Genomic DNA, 19275 nt, shown 5'->3' on the forward strand with positions numbered 1-19275 from the left:
TTGACAGATATGGTCACTCGAATGAGAATGCGCCTTCCATCCTGTCCGCTCATGAAAAGGGACCTTATGCTCCGGCGCCGACCTGTCACCCTTGCCGCTTGCTTGCTGCCTCTCGTCCTGACGGCGTGTGGCGAGTCATCCACCGAGAAAGATCCACGCACGCTTGCGCCCATAGTGAGGGTCGCGCAAGTTTTGGGTTCGCCCGACCGGTCGCGTTCGTTTACCGGCGTGGTCACGGCCAGGATCCAGAGCGACCTGGGCTTTCGCGTGTCGGGCAAGGTCCTCGAGCGGCTGGTCGACACCGGCCAGACGGTCAAGCGCGGCCAGCCACTGATGCGCCTGGACCCTGTCGACCTGGGGCTGCAAGCGCGAGCACAACAGGAGGCCGTCGCCGCCGCTCGGGCGAGGGCGAAGCAGACCGCCGATGACGAGGCTCGTTACCGAGACCTTGTCGCTGCCGGCGCTATTTCCGCCTCGGGCTACGACCAGATCAAGGCCGCCGCCGATACCGCAAGGGCGCAACTCAGCGCGGCCCAGGCCCAGGCTGACGTTGCCCGCAACGCTTCTGGTTATGCCGTGCTGCTCGCCGACGCCGATGGCGTTGTGATGGAAACGCTCGCCGAGCCCGGGCAAGTTGTCGCTCTTGGACAAATCGTGGTTCGACTGGCCCGGGCAGGCCAGCGCGAAGCCGTAGTGCAACTGCCTGAAACCCTGCGGCCGACGTCGGGGTCAGTCGCCCAGGCGACGCTGTACGGCAATGCCAGCGAGGCGGTCAATGCGAAGCTGAGGTTGCTGTCGGATTCCGCCGACCCTGTAACGCGCACCTTCGAGGCGCGTTACGTGTTGGAGGGCGCGCTGGCCAGCGCACCGCTGGGTTCCACGGTCACGCTCCGGGTCGCCGCGGGGCCTCGGACGGAACAGGCACTGCAAGTTCCGATCGCTGCCATTTTCGACTCGGGCAAAGGCAGTGGTGTCTGGGTCATCACGGGCGAACCGGCGACAGTCGCCTGGCGTCCGGTGAAGGTCGTCGGCTTGAGCGACGACGCCGCGCAGGTCTTGGGCGAGCTGAAAATGGGCGAGCAGATCGTTGCGCTCGGCGCCCATCTGCTGCACGAGGGCGAGGCAGTGCGTCTTGCGCAACCGCAAGACGTGAAGGTTGCGGGGAGTCGCCCATGAGCTTCAACCTCTCCGCGCTCGCCGTCCGCGAGCGTTCCATCACGGTATTCCTGCTGTTGCTGATCGCCGTTGCGGGTGTCCTCGCTTTTTTCCAGCTCGGCCGCGCGGAAGACCCACCCTTCACGGTAAAGCAACTGACGGTCATCACCGCCTGGCCAGGCGCGACAGCCCAGGAAATGCAAGACCAGGTCGCCGAACCGCTGGAAAAACGCCTGCAAGAATTGAAGTGGTACGACCGCACGGAAACCTATACCCGTCCCGGCCTTGCGTTCACGATGGTGTCGCTGGTCGATCGGACGCCGCCGTCGCAAGTGCAGGAAGAGTTCTACCAGGCGCGCAAGAAGCTGGCTGACGAGGCGATCAAACTGCCGCCCGGGGTTATAGGGCCGATGGTCAATGATGAATTTTCCGACGTGACCTTCGCCTTGTTCGCCCTGAAAGCCAAAGGCGAGCCGCAACGACGGCTGGTGCGTGATGCCGAAGCGCTGCGCCAACAACTGCTGCATGTGCCAGGCGTGAAGAAGATCAATATCATCGGCGAGCAGGCCGAACGGATCTTCGTGTCCTTTTCCCACGATCGCTTGGCGACCTTGGGTGTGTCGCCCCAGGATATCTTTACCGCCCTCAACAGCCAGAACATGCTCACGCCCGCCGGCTCCATCGAAACCGTCGGGCCGCAGGTGTTCCTGCGCCTGGATGGCGCTTTCGACAAGCTGCAGAAGATTCGCGACACGCCGGTCGTGGTACAGGGGCGCTCGCTGAAGCTGTCGGACGTGGCGACTGTCGAGCGCGGCTATGAAGACCCCGCCACGTTCCTGGTGCGCAACGGTGGCGAAGAGGCGCTGTTATTGGGCGTGATCATGCGCGAGGGCTGGAATGGCCTGGACCTGGGCAAGGCCTTGGATACGCAGATCAGCAAGATCAACCAAGACATGCCGCTGGGCATGGCGCTGACCAAGGTTACCGATCAATCGGTCAATATCGACTCGGCGGTCGGCGAGTTCATGGTCAAGTTCTTCGTCGCGCTGCTGGTGGTGATGATTGTCTGTTTCCTCAGCATGGGCTGGCGCGTGGGTGTCGTGGTCGCGGCGGCCGTGCCGTTGACGTTGGCCGTGGTGTTCGTGGTCATGGCCGCCACCGGCAAGAATTTCGACCGAATCACCCTCGGCTCCCTGATCCTCGCGCTCGGTTTGTTGGTGGACGACGCGATCATCGCCATTGAAATGATGGTGGTGAAAATGGAGGAGGGCTACGACCGGATCAAGGCCAGCGCGTATGCCTGGAGCCACACGGCCGCACCGATGTTGTCCGGCACGCTGGTGACCGCCATCGGCTTCATGCCCAACGGCTTCGCGCAATCGACCGCTGGCGAATACACCAGCAACATGTTCTGGATCGTCGGCATCGCGCTGATTGCTTCCTGGGTGGTCGCGGTGGCATTCACACCGTACCTGGGCGTGAAATTGTTGCCCGACATCAAGCAGGTCGAAGGCGGGCACGCGGCCATCTACAACACGCGGCACTACAACCGTTTCCGCCGAGTGCTGACGCGAGTCATCGCTCGTAAATGGTGGGTGGCCGGTACGGTGATCGCGACATTCGTGCTGGCGATCCTCGGCATGGGCCTGGTGAAAAAACAGTTCTTTCCGACCTCGGATCGGCCCGAGGTGCTGGTGGAAGTGCAGATGCCGTACGGCACCTCCATCGAGCAAACCAGCGCCACCACCGCCAGGGTCGAGGCCTGGCTGCAACAACAGGAAGAGGCCCGGATCGTCACCGCCTACATCGGCCAAGGCGCGCCGCGTTTCTACCTGGCGATGGCGCCGGAACTTCCCGATCCGTCATTTGCCAAGATTGTCGTGCTGACGGACAGCCAGCAAGCACGCGAAGCCCTCAAGTTCCGTCTCCGCGAAGCGATCGCCGAGGGGCTGGCTCCCGAGGCGCGGGTGCGGGTCACTCAATTGGTGTTCGGCCCGTATTCACCGTTCCCCGTGGCGTATCGTGTGATGGGCCCTGATTCGACGAAGCTGCGCGAGATCGCCAGTCAGGTCCAGGGCATCATGCAGGCGAGCCCGATGATGAGGACCGTCAACACCGACTGGGGACCCTTGGTGCCGACGCTGCATTTCAATCTCGACCAGGACCGCTTGCAAGCGGTGGGGCTGACGTCCAATGCGGTCGCCCAGCAATTGCAATTCCTGCTCAGCGGCGTGCCGATCACGGCAATGCGCGAGGACATCCGTTCGGTGCAGGTGATCGGCCGCGCCGCCGGTGACATCCGCCTCGACCCCGCGCGGATCGAAGGTTTCACCCTAGTGGGCGCGACAGGCCAGCGCATTCCGCTGTCCCAGGTCGGCGAGGTGGATGTGCGCATGGAAGATCCGATCCTGCGCCGTCGTGATCGCACGCCGACCATGACGGTGCGCGGCGATATTGCCGAAGGCCTGCAGCCACCGGACGTCTCCAGCGCGATTATCAAGCAACTGCAACCGGTCATCAACAGGTTGCCCGCCGGCTACCGGATCGAGCAGGCGGGCGCCATCGAGGAGTCGGGCAAGGCCGGCAAGGCCATCGTGCCGCTGGTGCCGATCATGGTCGCCTTGACGTTGCTGATCATCATCCTGCAAGTGCGCTCGATCTCGGCGATGATCATGGTGTTCTTGACGGCGCCACTGGGGCTGATCGGCGTCGTGCCGACATTGCTGATCTTCAATCAGCCATTTGGTATCAATGCATTGGTCGGCCTGATCGCCCTGTCGGGCATTCTCATGCGCAATACGCTGATCCTGATCGGGCAAATCCATCACAACGCCAACGAAGGGCTGGATCCGTTCCATGCGGTGATCGAGGCCACGGTGCAGCGTGCACGGCCGGTGTTGCTCACGGCACTGGCGGCAATCCTGGCATTCATCCCCCTGACACATTCGGTGTTCTGGGGCACGCTGGCCTACACCCTGATCGGCGGCACGTTCGTCGGCACCATCATGACGCTGGTGTTCCTGCCGGCGATGTATTCCATCTGGTTCAAGATCCGTCCTGATACGAAGAGGGCTCCATGAAAAATCGCGAAGGTCAAAAACGCATCGTCATCACTGGCGTAGGCATCGTCGGCCCGCTGGGCTGCGGGGTGGAAGAGGTCTGGCAGCGCTTGCTGGCCGGGCAATCCGGCATTCGCAACCTGTCCGCCGACGTCACCGACGGGACCGGCGTCGCCGTGGGGGGGCAAGTGCCGACCTTGGAAGAGGACGGTATCGCCGGTTACGACCCGGAGCGCCTCATCGCGCCTAAGGATCGCAAGAAGATGGACCGCTTCATCGAGTTCGCCCTGGTGGCGGCTCACGAAGCCTTGGAGCAGGCGGGCTGGCATCCTGTTGATCCCGTCCATCAGGAGCGGACTGCCACGATCATTTCTTCGGGCGTGGGTGGTTTCGCCACGATTGCCGATGCGGTGCGCACCACCGATGCTCGCGGTCCACGTCGACTGTCGCCGTTCACAGCGCCGGCTTTCCTGGCCAACATGGCGGCCGGGCAGGTGTCCATCCGGCATGGTTTCAAAGGGCCGCTAGGTGCGCCCGTTACCGCTTGTGCTGCCGGCGTACAAGCCATTGGCGATGCCGCCCGGCTGATCAAGAGTGGCGAGGCGGACATTGCCATCTGCGGCGGTACCGAGGCGGCGATCGACCGCGTGACGTTGGGCTGCTTCGCGGCGGCGCGGGCACTGTCCACGGGATTTGCCGAGCGTCCACAAGAGGCCTCGCGGCCGTTCGATCGGGAGCGCGACGGCTTCGTCATGGCCGAAGGCGCCGGGTTGCTGGTGATCGAGTCGCTGGAACACGCCCTGGCCCGGGGTGCCAAGCCCCTGGCGGAATTGGTGGGGTATGGCACCAGCGCCGATGCCTACCACCTGACCGCGGGCCCGGAGGATGGCAACGGAGCCCGCCGCGCCATGGAGCAAGCGTTGCGCCAGGCGGGTCTCAACCCCAGCGAGGTGCAGCACATCAATGCCCACGCGACGTCCACCCAGGTGGGTGATGCCGGTGAGCTGGCGGCGATCCGCGCGGTTTTTGGCACGAACGGCGGCGCGGGCGCAGGCGTGGCGATCACTTCTACCAAATCAGCCACTGGCCACTTGTTGGGCGCGGCCGGCGGCATCGAAGCGATCTTCACGGTTTTGGCGCTGCGTGATCAGATCGTGCCGCCGACGCTGAACCTGATGCATCCCGACGAGGCAGCCAACGGCCTCGATCTGGTTGGCCTGAAGGCCCGGAAAATGCCGATCACCCATGCACTGTCGAATGGGTTCGGTTTTGGTGGCGTCAATGCCAGCGTGTTATTCCGTCGTTGGGACGATTGACGCCGCGTCAGCGGCGCAAGCGGAACAGCACCAGCGCGATCAGGCAGGTCGACGCCTGGATCGCGCCCAGTGTGGCGATGGGTGAAAAGCTCAGCACGGCGGCGAGCCAGGTGGTCAACGCTGCCGCACCCATGGAGAGAAAACCCAGCAGCGCCGAGGCCATCCCGGCCTCTTTGCCGAAAGGCCCCATGGTGATCGCCGTACCCAACGGATTCGCCAGGCCCATGCCCCAAAGGAACGTCACCATCGACACCGCATACCAGCCAAGCCCCGGGCTGGCTGGCCCCACGATGAGCAAACCACCGCCGACCATGGCGCAGGCAATGCCCAGCAGGGCGGTGTTACCTGGGCCAAAACGTCGGGCCAGGCGAGGAGCGGCCAGGCCGGCGGCGAACACCACAAACACCGTTGATGCGAAATACAGGCCGGCCTGCAGGGACGTCAGGCCGATGCCTTTCATGAGAATGGCCGGGGCAGCGGCGAATGACGCGAACAGACCGCTGAGCAACAGGCTCATCGACAGGGCAGGGAGGATGAAACGCTTGTCCACCATCAGCCTGGCGTAAGCGCGCACCACACTGCCGGTAGAGTGCGGCGCCCGGCGGTCGGCGGGATGGGTTTCGCCAAGATCGCGTACATAGAAGAACGCCAGCACCACGGCGGCCAATCCCACCAGGATGAAGATGGCGCGCCATCCGAGCGTGACGGACAGCACGCTGCCCGCCAAGGGTGAAAAACCTGGCGCAGCGGCCGTGGCGACCATCGTCAATGACAGGGCGCGGGCCAGTGTCTCGCCTTCGAACAGATCCCGTGCGATGGCCCGCGACAGCACCGAGGCCGCGCACACGCCCAACGCTTGAACGACGCGGCCGGCAATCAGTACCTCAAGGGTGGTGGCGAGGCCGCCGATGACGGTGCCGACGATGAACACCGACAGTCCGCCCAGCACCAGTTTCTGCCGTCCATAACGGTCAGCCAACGGCCCGACCACCAACTGACCCAGGGCAAAGGTGACGAAGTAACTTGAGAGCGTCAGGCCCAGTTCGCGGGCGGTCACGCCGAGATCATCACCGATCACCGGGAACGCCGGGAGGATGATGTTGGTGGAGAGCATGCCGATGGCCGCGAGGCCGGCGAGCAGTGCGACGATTCGGCCGGTCAGGGCTGGGCTCGATGCGAGTGGCTGCGCGTCTGCAATCGCTGATGCATTCCCAGTTTCCATGAATCAATCCCCTTGGCCGGTTTTTGTCTGGCTTATGATGATCGTAATATGACGATCGTCATCTAGGGCGTCAAGGTCAATGGAAAATTTAGGGGGATGGGTGCGATGAGGGGATTCGAGAGGGCTTACAAAAGTTTATACAGCTGAAATGACTCGGTCGACACCTGGCGGCGCCGACCGAGTCAGGGGTATTTACCAGCGGAAGTTGACGGAGGTCACCAACTCGCGCTCGTCGCCGTAGCGGCAGATGGCAAATTCGCAATAAGTGTATTTTTTGTTCGTCACGTTGTTGGCGTTAAGGGCGATGTCCCAGTTCTTGTCGATCTGGTAGCTGGCCATTGCATCGAACAGCGTGTAGGCAGGCATTTGCGAATCGATGCCCGAAGCTTGGGTGGTTCCCTTGTAGCGCGCGCCGCCGCCGATTTTCAGCTGCGGTACGCCGAAACGGGCGAAGTTGTAGTCGGCCCACAGCGCGGCTTGGTGGTAAGGCGTATCTTCGCTGCGCTGACCCACTTCGCTCTGGATTACGCTTTTGGTGATGCGCGCATCGGTGTAGGCGTACGTCGCGATGACCGTCAGTTGAGGCGTGATGTCGGACTTGGCTTCGAGTTCCAGCCCACGGGAGCGCTGCTCGCCAATCTGCTGGGGATTGAGGCCAGCCAGGTCGCGCTTCACGACGTTTTCCTGCGTCAGTTCATAAACCGCTGCGCTCAACAGTGTATTGCTGCCCGGAGGTTGGTAGCGGATGCCGATTTCGTACTGCTTGCCTTCTGTAGGCTTGAATGTCTGGCCAGGCGCGTCGGCCACCGCAACTGGGAAGAATGATTCGCTGTAGCTGATGTAAGGTGCCAGGCCGTTGTCCGCCTGGTACACCAGGCCGGCGCGCCAAGTGGTGGATTCGTCGTTCTGGCTCAGCTTCTCGCCGGTGGCGAAGCCTTCCTGATCCTGATCTGCCCAATCGTGGCGACCGCCGAGCAGCAATAGCCAATGATCGTCGAACTTGATCTGGTCTTGCAGGTAGATACCTGTCTGGAAGGTATCGATCTGTGAACCGCGGTCGCGGTTCCGGCTCTTGTCCACCACCACTGGCTGACCGTAGTTGTAGTCACCAATATTGATAGAGGTCGAGTTGGCTCGGAAGTTATGCGAGTCGTATGACGCGTCGTAGGTATCGGCACCCACCAGGAAGGTGTTTTCAATCCCGCCAATGTTCCAACGCGTCTCGATGTTGGTGTCGCTGGCCAACGCCCGGGAGCGCTCCCGCCGATCACTGTGCTGACGACCCAAAACGCCCGTGGCGGCTGCTGTATTGACTGGATTCCCTGTCCGAATCTGCATGTATTTCCACTTCACATCCGCTTCGTAGTAACGCAACTTGTTGCTGATACGGGTGTGTTCATCAAACCGGTGTTCGAACTCATAACCGATGGCGGACATCTCGCCGTTCATGTCGTCGTAGTCGGGTTCGCCGATGAAATCGTGGCGGCCGATGGTGAAGGGGCCGTTGCCTACGCCTTTGACCAATTGATAGGGCAGCGGGGCGGAGAAACGCGTGTCGCTCTTCTGATAGAACGAGAGCAGGGTCAGGGACGTGTCTTCATCAGGGCGCCAGGTCAGGGCCGGGGCGATGTAGAGCTTGTCGTCGTTGACGTAATCCTGCTGGGTGTCGCTGTCGCGCTTGAGCATGGTCAGGCGGTAGGTGAGGACCTCGCTGTCACCGAGCGGGCCGCTGAAGTCGGCGGTCAGTTGCTTGCGATCATGGTTGCCATATTGCAGCCCCAACTCATGCAGCGGGGTTTCGGTCGGGCGCTTGCTGACACCGTTGACGAAGCCGCCTGGCGACAGTTGGCCGTACAGCACCGACGCCGCGCCGCGGATAACTTCCACGCGCTCCAACCCATACGGGTCCTGGACGCCATCGTAGGAGTTGTTTTGCAGGCGCATGCCGTCGCGCAGGGAGCCGCCAGTGGCGGATTCGACGTCGAAGCCGCGAATGCGGAACCGGTCCGAGGTGCGGTTGAAGCTGCTCGGTTGGCTGGTGAAGCCCGGGGTGTAGCTGAGGGCGTCCGCCATGGTGTCGGACTTGCGATCGCGCATTTCATCGGCGGTGACCACGGACACCGATTGCGGCGTTTCAGTGATGGCCGCGTTGGACTTGGTGGCACTGCCGTTGCGCAGGGCGACTTTGCCGGCCAGCGGCGCCGTGGGGTTTTCCACGGCGGCGGCATTGATGTTGATTTCGCCGAGTTGAAGAGGAGCGTTGGCTGCAGCCTCTTCTTGTGCGGCGAACGCCTGTGCTGAAAAGATGCTCCCCAAAGCCAGGGCCAGAGTGCTCAAGTGAAACGCTGGATGACGCGAGACGTAACGTTTTTCGGTGCCAACTGTTGTTTTTCTTACGAGCATCGAGGAAGTCCTTGAGGATTGTTATTGATCTTCGCAAGCCTATCGTCGCGGTCCGGCGGCAGGGCAGGCGAGCGAAGTTAGTGTCTACTGGCCATAATCTGACTGTGAATGATAAGGGTTTGCATTAATATTGTCAGGCTTGTAGGGAATTTATTTTAGTTTCGACATATTCTGTGCCGCACTTTTCAGCCTGCGGTGGGTTTTCCAGCGTTGTTACCGGGAAACGAATGCGCGGGATCTGTACGATGGACGATTCGATCAGGCCCTCTTGGGCGGTGGAGGGACGGTCATGCTGAAAGCCAGCAATGTGCGGCTGAGCTATGGCGAGCAACAGATTCTCAACGGTGTCAGCCTGGACATTCCCGAAGGCTGCTTCACGGCGTTGATCGGGGCCAACGGCTGTGGCAAGACCACACTCTTGAATGTGCTGGCACATATGCTGCGCCCAAGCGCGGGTGAGGTGCACCTGTCCGGCAAGGCTCTGGGGCAGTATTCGCGCCGGGCGCTGGCGCAGCGCATGGCGTTGTTGCCCCAGCGCACTACGTCACCGGCCGGCATGAGCGTGCGAGAGCTTGTGATGCAGGGACGTTTCCCCTGGCAGAGCTGGTGGCGGCAATGGTCCGAACAGGATCAGCAGGCAATCGACCGTGCCATCGAACTGGCGGGCATCGCACCGTTGCTCGATCGCTCGTTGGCCACCCTGTCGGGTGGACAACTGCAGCGCTGCTGGATTGCCATGACCTTGGCCCAGGACACCCCAGTGATCCTGTTGGACGAGCCCACGACGTTTCTCGATATCGCTCATCAGATCACCTTGCTCGAACTGCTGGTGGACCTGCGCGAGCAAGGCAAGACCGTCGTCGCCGTGCTTCACGATCTCAACCAGGCCGCGCGTTATGCCGATCACCTGGTGATGATGCGTGAAGGCCGCTTGCTGGCCCAGGGCGCGCCCGCTGAAGTCTTTACCCGTGAGAATCTCAAGGCGGTCTTCGACCTGGACGCGCACATCATCACCGACCCTTATTCGGGCGACCCGCTGTGTGTTCCGCAAACCACTCGTAGCCAGCCATCGGCTGTACGGGAGGCGATGTGAGTCACGGTTTGCGAATACCGGTGTGGCTGGGCCTGCTGGTTGCCATCGCCTTGGCCGCGCTGCTGCACCTGGCGGTTGGCGCCAAGAGCATCCCTTGGAACGAGGCCTGGCAGGCACTGGTGGCGTATGCACCGGACAACGCCGATCAGAGCGTCATCCGTGGCAGCCGCCTGCCACGCTTGCTGGTTGCCATGCTGGTGGGCGCCAGCCTTGGCCTGGCGGGAGTGATCATGCAGGCGGTAGGTGACAACCCCCTGGCCGACCCCGGCATTCTCGGCATCAACAGCGGCGCGGCATTATTCGTGGTGTTCGGCTTGCTGGTGCTGCCCGGTCACGACCTGTCGATGATCCCATTGTTTGCTTTCAGCGGTGCCCTGGTGGCAGCCATTGGTGTCCTGCTGCTGGCGGGCAGGGGCCATAACCCGATTCGACTGACCTTGTCCGGCGCGATGATCGCGGCGTTGTTCAGCGCCATCACGTCAATCCTGCTGTTGCTCGACCAGCAGGGGCTCGACAGCCTTCGCCGCTGGCTCACCGGGTCGATCGGCGTGACCGGAGGCTCGATGCAGGCATGGGTCTGGCCTTATGTGGTGTTGGGCATGGTCTTGTGCCTGGTCAATGTCCGGGCCTTGAACGCCCATCGGCTCGGTCCGCAGGCCGCGGCCGGCATGGGCGTCAACTTGTTGAAAATGCGCCTGTTCGGGCTGGCTTCCGTGGTGCTGCTGTCAGGATGCGCCGTGGCGCTGGCGGGACCGATCGGTTTTGTCGGGTTGGTGGTGCCCCATGCGGCGCGGCTGTTGTTTGGCGATGATTATCGACGGCTATTGCTGGCCGCGCCGCTGCTCGGCGCGTTGCTGCTGATCCTGGCGGACATTGCCGCACGAACCGTTGTGCGGCCCTTTGAGCTGAACACCGGGATTGTCACGGCACTGATCGGCGGGCCGATTTTCGTCGCGTTGGTGTTGAGGAAAGTCAAATGACGCGCGTTGGGCTGATCTTGCCCAGGGCACTTCCATTACTGCCTTGGGTGGCCCGGCCCATCGACGTGATTTCGGTGCTGGCCCTGATGTTCGCATTGGTTGCCTTATCGTTGTACGCGTTGACTGTCGGCAGTTATTCGTTGGGGGTTGTCCAGGCCTGGCAAGCGCTGTGGGCGCCTGAACAGGTCGACTCGACGACGCGCAATCTGCTTTGGGAATTGCGACTGCCACGTGTGGCCCTGGCGATCCTCGCCGGCATGGCCATGTCGCTGGCCGGCCTGTTGATGCAGTCGTTGACGCGCAATCCGCTGGCGGCGCCGGGGCTGGTGGGCGTGGAGTCGGGCGCCAGTGTGACGATGCTGCTGATCATTGTGCTCTGGCCCACGCTGTTGCCCCTTGAGCTCTATCCATTGGCGGCACTGGCGGGCGGGTTGGCCGTGGCATTCTTCGTCGCGCTGCTGTCGTGGCGCCAGGGGATTTCGCCGCTGCGGTTGATCCTTGTCGGCGTTGGGCTCACCGCGATGCTCAGTGCAGTAGCCGATTTACTGATCACCTACGGCAACATCGACCAGGTCGAGTCGGCCCTGATGTGGCTGGGCGGCAGCTTGCACCGGGCCGGTTGGCCGCAGGTTCACAGCCTCGGCACCTGGCTGTTGCTCGCGGGGGTTCCCTTGCTGTTTTTTCACCGTCAATTAAACCTGTTGCAGTTGGGCGAAAAAGTCGCGCTCAGCCGGGGCCTGAACGTCACGGGTGTCATGGCTTTCCTATTGCTGTGCAGTGTCATGCTGACAGCGGCCGCCGTGGCGAACGTCGGCACCATGACTTTCGTCGGGCTGGTGGCGCCGCACCTGGCGCGCCAACTGGCAGGCGATCGCCACGGTGCGCTGATGCCTTTGTCGGCGTTGATGGGGGCATTGCTGGTACTGGCGGGGGATACACTGGGCAGGGGGCTGTTCCCACCGCTGCAATTACCGGCGGGGCTGGTGGTTGCAATTATCGGCGCACCTTATCTGATCATATTGTTGGCGCGTCAACGCAGTCGCTGAAAACACAGCGGCGCTTATCTTGAAATTATCGGAGGCAAACGCGTGCGGGTAGGGATGAGAGAAGTGTTCAAGAGGTTGTTTGGCATGCTTTGCGTGCCGTTTGCATTGATGTCGATGCACGCTGGCGCGGCCGAAACCAAAGTGTTCGAGAACAGTTTCGGTCGTGTCGAGGTGCCTGTTTCACCCCACTGCATTGTCTCCCTGCACGATTTCAGCCTGACCGATCAGTTGCTCGAATTGGGTATCAAGCCCTGCGGATCGACAGGCAGGAAGAAGCTGTTTTCGGACGTGCTGTTTCGCGGTGCCCAAGAGCGCTTCGACGTGACGGGCATTCAATACATCGGCTCGCACCAATCTCCTGACCTGGAAGCCATCGCCGCCCTGAAGCCTGACCTGATTGTCGGCCTGTCTTATCACGCGGACCTAAAGGAAAAGCTCAGCAAAATCGCACCGGTCGTGCTGCTGCCCTCCCGGGAAAGCGACATCAAGACCTACGCCAGGCAGCTCGCCGAGCTGGTCGGCAAGCAGCAGCGTTACGAAGAAATGCTCCATGAATACGAATGGGTCGTCAGCGAGTTCAAGAAGCGGGTCAAGGACCCTTCGCGGATCACGGTCACGACGCTCGAGGTCTATACCGATGGTTTCCAGTTGATCGGCCGTGGCGGGATGGATGACGTCATCAAGGATTTCGGCCTGGGCCGTGTCGCCGCCTATCGCGAAGCGCGCCAGAACGTGCCCTACAGCCTGGAGCGAATCGGCGACTTCGACAGTGATTTCATTATCGACACATACGAAGAACTGCTCGATTCGGAAGCGAGCACGGCTGCGTTTCGCCAGTCGCCGCAATGGCAGAACCTGTTTGCGGTGAAGAACCGCCAGTTTCTGTACCTGAACCGCAGCCGCTATGCCGATACGATGCAGGGCTTGCTGGGTTCCGCCTACCTGTTGATGTCCCATATCGCTGAGCGGGAGAGCACGCTTCAGGCCAAATGATTTGTGTCGATTGTCATACAAACGTCATTAATGACAATGATTCTCTATTGCAGTTGTTACTCGTTTGTAATAGTTTGTGCTCTCGAAAAAACACGCTCATCGGAATGGCGAGGGATCACAAATGGAAACTGGTTTGGCGCGTGCACAGGTTCAACCCATGGAAGGCGTACCGGGCGACGAACAGACCTTGCCATTTATCTTCCACGCGCCAGGCGCGGGGGCTGCGTGGCAGGACAGCCGGGCGCAGATCCTGCAAGCAGTCGAGGCGCAGTTACCGCGAGCGGGCGGCATCCTGTTTCGTGGCTTTGTGTTCAATGGCGAAGCGGACTTTGAAGCATTTGCCCGCGGTTTCGGTCATGAACTGCTGACCTACGACTACGCCTCAACGCCGCGCACCAAGCTCAACAACCGGGTCTACACGTCGACCGAGTACCCGGCCCACCAAGTGATCCCTCTACACAACGAGCAGTCCTACTCGCTTAACTGGCCAATGAAAATCTGGTTCCACTGCATGCAGGCCTCTGCGGTGGGCGGTGAAACCCCCATTGCCGACAGCCGCAAGGTCTACCAGCAACTCGACCCCGCCATACGTCAGCGTTTCGCCGAGAAGCGCCTGATGTACGTGCGCAACTATGGCAACGGCCTCGACTTGCCCTGGCAACAGGCGTTCAGCACGGAAGACCGTTCACAAGTCGAACATTTCTGCCGCGCCAACCAGATCCAGTTCCAGTGGAAAGAGGACGGCGAGCTGTCCACCCGCCAGATCTGCCAGGCCGTGGCCCAGCACCCGGTGACTGGGGAGTGGGTGTGGTTCAACCAGGCGCATCTGTTCCATATCTCCAATCTCGCCGCACCCGTGCGCGAGACGCTGATTTCCATCGTCGGCGAAGAGGGCGTGCCACGTAACGTTTTCTACGGTGATGGCTCGCCTATCGAGCTTGATGCCCTGGAGCATGTCCGTGCCGTATTGCAGCGCTGCCAGGTGAGCTTTCCCTGGCAAGCCGGTGACGTGCTGATGCTCGACAACATGCTGGTGGCCCATGGCCGTTCGACATTCCAGGGCGCGCGAAAGGTCGTGGTCGCCATGGCCGAGCCTGCTTCCGCGAACTGAGCTAGACGCTCTTGCAGACAGCCGTCACATGGGGCGGCTCATTCAGAACAAGCAAAATGAAGGACATCAAATGCTCGATCGCTTGATGCATCGCTGCTGGCTGCGTGGGATTCGCCTATCGAAAGTCGAAGGCCAATTGGTCATCACCCCCGGATCACCTAGGGCGTTGGACGATGAACTGGCAAGCGAACTGACGGCGCACGGCGCCGACGTGCTGCAATGGCTGGCCCGGCACCCCGATTATTTTGAAGCGCGCCCGCTGACGGATAACGAGCAGGCGCTCTGGTTCTTGCAACGACTGGAGCCGGACAGCTGCGCCTATAACATCGCTTACGCAGGGCGCATCAAGGCGCAGTTCGTCACCGACGACTTGCCCCGACGCCTGCAAGACGCCTGGGAAACGGTGCAGCGACGCTATCCCATGCTGTGCACCGCCTATGCCGAGCGCAATGGCGACCTGTTGCAGTGGAGCGACCGCGAGCGAGTCCGGCCGCTGGAGCGCATCGCGCTGCAGGCGGCCGACAGGCAGGCGTTGCAGCAGCGCGTCACCGAGTGGGCCGATAAGCCTTTCGACCTGGAAGCCGGCGACGTCAGTCGGGTCGTCCTGTTGAGCAACGTTCACGCCGGTGATGTCGAGCACACCGTGCTGCTGGTAATTCATCACATCGCCGCTGACCTGGCCACGTTCTACATCGTGCTCAATGAACTGTTCGCGCTGATCAACGAGCAAGCATTGCCCGCTGTGAATCCAGATGCCTATCGCGACTATTGCAGCGAATTGCACATACGCAGCGAAGCCGCCGAACCGATGGAGCTGGCCTGGTGGCAGGCGCAATTGGAAGGCGCCCCGGCACTGGAGTTACCGACCGATTTCCACTACGGCAGCAATCAGGCATTCCAAGGCGGGGAGCTGTCGTTTCGTTTCGACCGGGCCACCACGGCCAGAATTCGTGCCGTGGCCCGTCAATGGGGCGTGACGCCTTATATATGTTGGTTCTCTTTGTTCCAGCAGTTTCTCGGCGTGCTGTCCGGCCAGGATGACTTTGTGCTGGGCACTCCCAGCGGTTGGCGCCTGCGCCGCGAGCACGTCAATCTGCCGGGCTACCTGGTCAACCCGTTGCCGGTCCGCTGTCGTTTGCAGCGCGAGCTGTCCGGCGGCGATTGGGCCAGGCAGGTGGACGCCAACGTCAAACAAACCTTGCAGCACCGTCATTATCCGTTCTCGCGCCTCGTCAAACAGTTGGATCTGCCTCGGCAGATGGGCAGGGCGCCGCTGTTTCAGCACATGTTCACCCTCAACAAGGAGCGCATCGCGCCGTTCGAGCAGTACGTCGACCGTCTGCTGTCGGAGCAGCGTGGCGCGGCCCATGAGCTGAACATGGTCATGATCGACGAGGAAGACGGCTTCCTGTGCCGGTGGCGTTACAGCAAGGCCTTGTACCGCCACGAAACAGTCCAACGTTTTTGCGACCAGTTCGTTGCGTTGGTCCACGCGGTCATCGAACAGCCGGACGTACCGTTTGCCCAGCTCGACTGGCTGGCACCGGCGCAGCAATCCTTGCTCTGTGGCGAGGACCTGCCGGTCCCGGTCAGCAACGCCTGGCAGGCGTTCGTCCAGCAGTGCGTTCGAAAGCCCGAGTCGATTGCCCTGCAAGACGAACAGGGCACGCTCAGCTATGCCGAATTGGGCCGTGCAGTGGTCGCCCGTGGCGAGCGCTTGCAAGCAGGCGCGAATCTGGAGGGCGCACGCATCGCCTTATGCTTGCCCCGCAGCCGCGAGCTGGTGATGCACATGCTCGCCGCCTGGCAGTGCGGCGCCACCTACCTGGCCCTCGATCCGCAGTGGCCGCAGTCGCGTTTGCAGGACATCTGCCAGGATGGCACGCCCAAGGTCTGGGTCGGCGAGGGCCAGCGTCCCGAGTGGCTGCCTGAAACGGTGCGGTGGCTGTCGTTGCCAACTGAGGCGTTGTCGGGTGAATCGCCGTTGCGCGCGTCCTTGCCCGCTGAAAGGTCGGCCTACGTCGTCTACACCTCCGGCTCCACGGGACGGCCGAAGGGGGTGATGGTCAGCCAGGGCAACCTGATCCATTACGTGGTCGGGTGCCTGGAACGCCTGGATCTGTCCGCCGATGCCAGTCTGGCAAGTCTCGCCAGCTGCGCCACCGACTTGGGGCACACGGCCTTGTTCGGTGCGTTGCTCAGCGGCCGTCGCCTGCGGCTATTGGCTGAGGAACTGTCATTCGACGCCGAGGAGCTGGCGGCCGTGCTTGAGCGCGATCCCGTGGACCTGCTTAAAATTGTGCCTTCACACCTCAACGCCTTGCTGGTCGCCAACGATCCCCAGCGCCTATTGCCGCGCCGATGCCTGGTCACCGGTGGCGAAGCCCTGGGCCATGAGCTGGTTTCGCGCTTGCGGGCATTGATGCCGGACCTGCGTATCGTCAACCACTACGGCCCCAGTGAAACCACCGTCGGGGTGTTGACTCATGAGGTCGATATCGATGGCGCGGCACCGCTGGGACGACCGCTGCCCAATGTCCAGGTCAGCGTGCGTTCGCCCGAGGGCCGTCTGTTGCCGATCGGTGTCAGCGGCGAACTTTGCGTGCAGGGCAAAACGGTTGCGCTGGGTTACCTCAGCGCCAACGATTCAGACCACGCCCGCTTCGGTGCCCATGGCTATCGCACCGGTGACCGGGTGCGGCTCAATCATCGGGGGCAGATGGAGTTTCTCGGTCGGCTCGATGAGCAGGTCAAGATCCGCGGGTATCGGGTCGAGCCGGCAGAGGTTGCGGCACGGCTGCGGGCGATGCCGCAGGTCGGCGACGTACAGGTGCTGAACAACCCATCGCCCCTGACGGGCAACCGCTTGGTGGCGTTCCTGGTCGCACCATTGGCCGCGTTGCCTGATATTCAGGCCGCCCTGCAAGCGCAACTGCCGGACTATATGCAACCGTCCCAGTGGCATTGCCTCGATGGGTTTGCCTTGTTGCCCAACGGAAAAGTCGATCGCAAGGCATTGCAGCATTTGGCCGGGCAAGCGCCGGCCACCGCGCAGACGACGTCTCCCATCGAGGAACCTCTGAATGCGGTTGAAAGCGCGTTGCTGGATATCTGGCGCGGGCTGCTCGGCAACCCCGACCTCGGCCCCGATGACAACTTCTTCGCCTTGGGCGGCGATTCGATCCTCGGCCTGCAGATCATTGCCTTGGCCCGCCAGCAACATATCCTGATGACGCCCAAGCAGTTGTTTGCCGAACAGAGCGTACGCGCCTTGGCCCGAGTGGTGCAGACGCCACAGCGCAACCTCGAACAGCGTCTGCTCGATATCGCTCGTGAGATTCTCAATAACCCCGACCTGAGGGTCGATGACAATTTCTTCAGTGTCGGGGGAGACTCGATCCTGAGCTTGCAGATCATCGCCCGGGCCAAGCAGCACGGGCTGCAGCTCAAGCCCAAGCAGATTTTCGAGTTCCCAACCGTGCGCGGTTGGGCCGAGCAGGTGGTTGATCTTGGCGCGGTGGAGACGGGCGCTACGCCGGCCGTGCTCGAACCTGTCACAGCGTTCGCCCTGACGCCGATCCAGCAATGGTTTTTCGCCCAGGAGCAAACCGAGCCCGAGCATTGGAACCAATCCTTGCTTCTGGCATTGAACGCACCATTGGAACAGGCGCGGTTCATCCAGGCTGTTGGCGCACTGTTACAACGTCATGCCAGCTTGCGCCTGATATTTGAAACGTCGGAGCAGGGTTGGCAACAACGCTACCAGGCGTTTTCCTCGGGCCAGCTCGACGGGTTGTTCCACATCGAAGACCAACCCTTGGACGAAGCGCTGTTGCAGCGCTGGCAACAAGGCTTTGATTTGGGCAAGGCGCCTTTGATCCGCTGGGTGTATTTCTCCCAGAGCCGTGAGCTGCTATGCACGGCGCATCACTTGCTGGTCGATGCCGTGTCCTGGCAAGTGCTGCTGGAGGAATTGGAAAGCCTCTACTTGCAACCGAACGCCGCGTTGCCTGCCGTGTCGGCGGGTTTCCACGCATGGAGCGAGGCCTTGCAGCAGCATCGCCGCGAGCCCGCCGTCCTGGCCCAGGTTGGCTACTGGCATGAGCAGGTAGCCGCCGAACATAGCGCTCCTCAACAGCCCAATACATACGGCGAAAGCCGGACACTGGACATGCAACTGTCGGTCGAGCAAACACAATTGCTGTTGGGCGATTGTCACTCGGCCTACAGCACGCAGGTCCAGGATCTGCTGGTGGCCGCGTTGGCCGGTGTCATCGGCCAATGGCAGGGGCGCGAGCGCGTCACCCTGGAGCTGGAAAGCCACGGTCGTAGTGGCTGGGAGCAAGGCCCCGAGCTGTCGCGCTCCATCGGTTGGCACACCAGCCGATATCCATTGGCCATCGATACTTCCTGGGATTTGGAATCCTCGATCATCGCGGCCAAGGAAGCCCTGCGCCGCGTCCCCGAACAAGGCATCGGCTACGGCCTGCTGCGCCAGGATCCGGCCCACGGCCTGGGTGCCGTCACGCTGCTGACGTTCAACTACCTGGGGCGTGTCGATCAGTGGATCGGCGCATCGAGCCTCTGGCGCCTGGCGCGGCCGATGTGCCCCGGCATGCGCGCCGCCAGCACCTGCCGCACCCATTGGCTGGACGTGACGGCGCTCGTCAATGAAGGCCAGCTACACGTCGAATGGCGTTATGCGCCGCAGGTCCACGATCAGGTGTTGGTGAACGAACTGGCGCGGCAATTCCAGCAGCGACTCAGCACCTTGCTGGATCACTGTCAGGCCCCTACGGCGGGCCGCGCCACGGCTTCGGATTTCGCCGACTCGGGCCTGTCCGACGATGAATTTTTGGGGTTGCTCGAACAACTTGAGCAGTGAACCCCCTGCGCC

At 62.0% G+C, this 19275-nt stretch carries 11 protein-coding genes; 9 read left to right on the forward strand and 2 right to left on the reverse strand.

From position 1 onward, the window contains the following. Window positions 1–66: 66 nt before the first annotated feature. From DOCECA_RS10020 to fabF, 3 genes are read left to right on the forward strand one after another with little or no spacing between them, the layout of a single operon-like run. A complete protein-coding gene (locus tag DOCECA_RS10020; RefSeq protein WP_445571896.1) occupies window positions 67–1176 on the forward strand; it encodes an efflux RND transporter periplasmic adaptor subunit in 1110 nt (369 codons plus the stop codon). Further along, window positions 1173–4235 (forward strand): efflux RND transporter permease subunit, encoded by a 3063-nt coding sequence (locus DOCECA_RS10025; protein ID WP_445571897.1) that lies wholly within the window; start codon window positions 1173–1175, stop codon window positions 4233–4235. Before DOCECA_RS10020 ends, DOCECA_RS10025 begins: the two co-directional genes overlap by 4 nt. Beyond that, window positions 4232–5530: a beta-ketoacyl-ACP synthase II gene (gene fabF, locus DOCECA_RS10030; protein WP_434606059.1), complete on the forward strand. Its 1299-nt coding sequence runs from the start codon at window positions 4232–4234 to the stop codon at window positions 5528–5530. Before DOCECA_RS10025 ends, fabF begins: the two co-directional genes overlap by 4 nt. A 7-nt stretch (window positions 5531–5537) precedes the next feature. Here fabF and DOCECA_RS10035 read toward each other — a convergent pair whose 3' ends face one another. Then, window positions 5538–6752 (reverse strand): multidrug effflux MFS transporter, encoded by a 1215-nt coding sequence (locus tag DOCECA_RS10035; protein ID WP_445571898.1) that lies wholly within the window; start codon window positions 6750–6752, stop codon window positions 5538–5540. 192 nt (window positions 6753–6944) lie between these two features. Next, window positions 6945–9155, reverse strand: coding sequence for a TonB-dependent siderophore receptor (locus tag DOCECA_RS10040; protein WP_445571899.1), 2211 nt, complete (start codon window positions 9153–9155; stop codon window positions 6945–6947). A gap of 289 nt (window positions 9156–9444) precedes the next feature. Between DOCECA_RS10040 and DOCECA_RS10045 the strand changes: the two genes are divergently transcribed. The 6 genes from DOCECA_RS10045 (at window position 9445) to DOCECA_RS10070 (ending at window position 19263) form a co-directional block, all read left to right on the forward strand. Then, window positions 9445–10248, forward strand: coding sequence for an ABC transporter ATP-binding protein (locus tag DOCECA_RS10045; RefSeq protein ID WP_420763715.1), 804 nt, complete (start codon window positions 9445–9447; stop codon window positions 10246–10248). Beyond that, a complete protein-coding gene (locus DOCECA_RS10050; RefSeq protein WP_420763716.1) occupies window positions 10245–11228 on the forward strand; it encodes a FecCD family ABC transporter permease in 984 nt (327 codons plus the stop codon). Before DOCECA_RS10045 ends, DOCECA_RS10050 begins: the two co-directional genes overlap by 4 nt. After that, window positions 11225–12274: a FecCD family ABC transporter permease gene (locus DOCECA_RS10055; RefSeq protein ID WP_420763717.1), complete on the forward strand. Its 1050-nt coding sequence runs from the start codon at window positions 11225–11227 to the stop codon at window positions 12272–12274. The genes DOCECA_RS10050 and DOCECA_RS10055 overlap by 4 nt, the downstream gene beginning before the upstream one ends. Before the next feature lie 63 nt (window positions 12275–12337). Next, window positions 12338–13267 carry an iron-siderophore ABC transporter substrate-binding protein gene (locus DOCECA_RS10060; protein ID WP_445571900.1) on the forward strand — a complete coding sequence of 310 codons (930 nt, stop codon included), beginning with the start codon at window positions 12338–12340 and terminating at the stop codon, window positions 13265–13267. 157 nt (window positions 13268–13424) lie between these two features. Further along, window positions 13425–14378, forward strand: a complete 954-nt coding sequence (locus DOCECA_RS10065; RefSeq protein WP_434564112.1) for a TauD/TfdA family dioxygenase — start codon at window positions 13425–13427, stop codon at window positions 14376–14378. A 70-nt stretch (window positions 14379–14448) separates the two neighbouring features. Beyond that, complete coding sequence (locus tag DOCECA_RS10070; RefSeq protein ID WP_445571901.1) at window positions 14449–19263, forward strand: amino acid adenylation domain-containing protein; 4815 nt, start codon at window positions 14449–14451, stop codon at window positions 19261–19263. Window positions 19264–19275 lie beyond the last annotated feature (12 nt).

Source organism: Pseudomonas sp. E102, assembly GCF_052660185.1.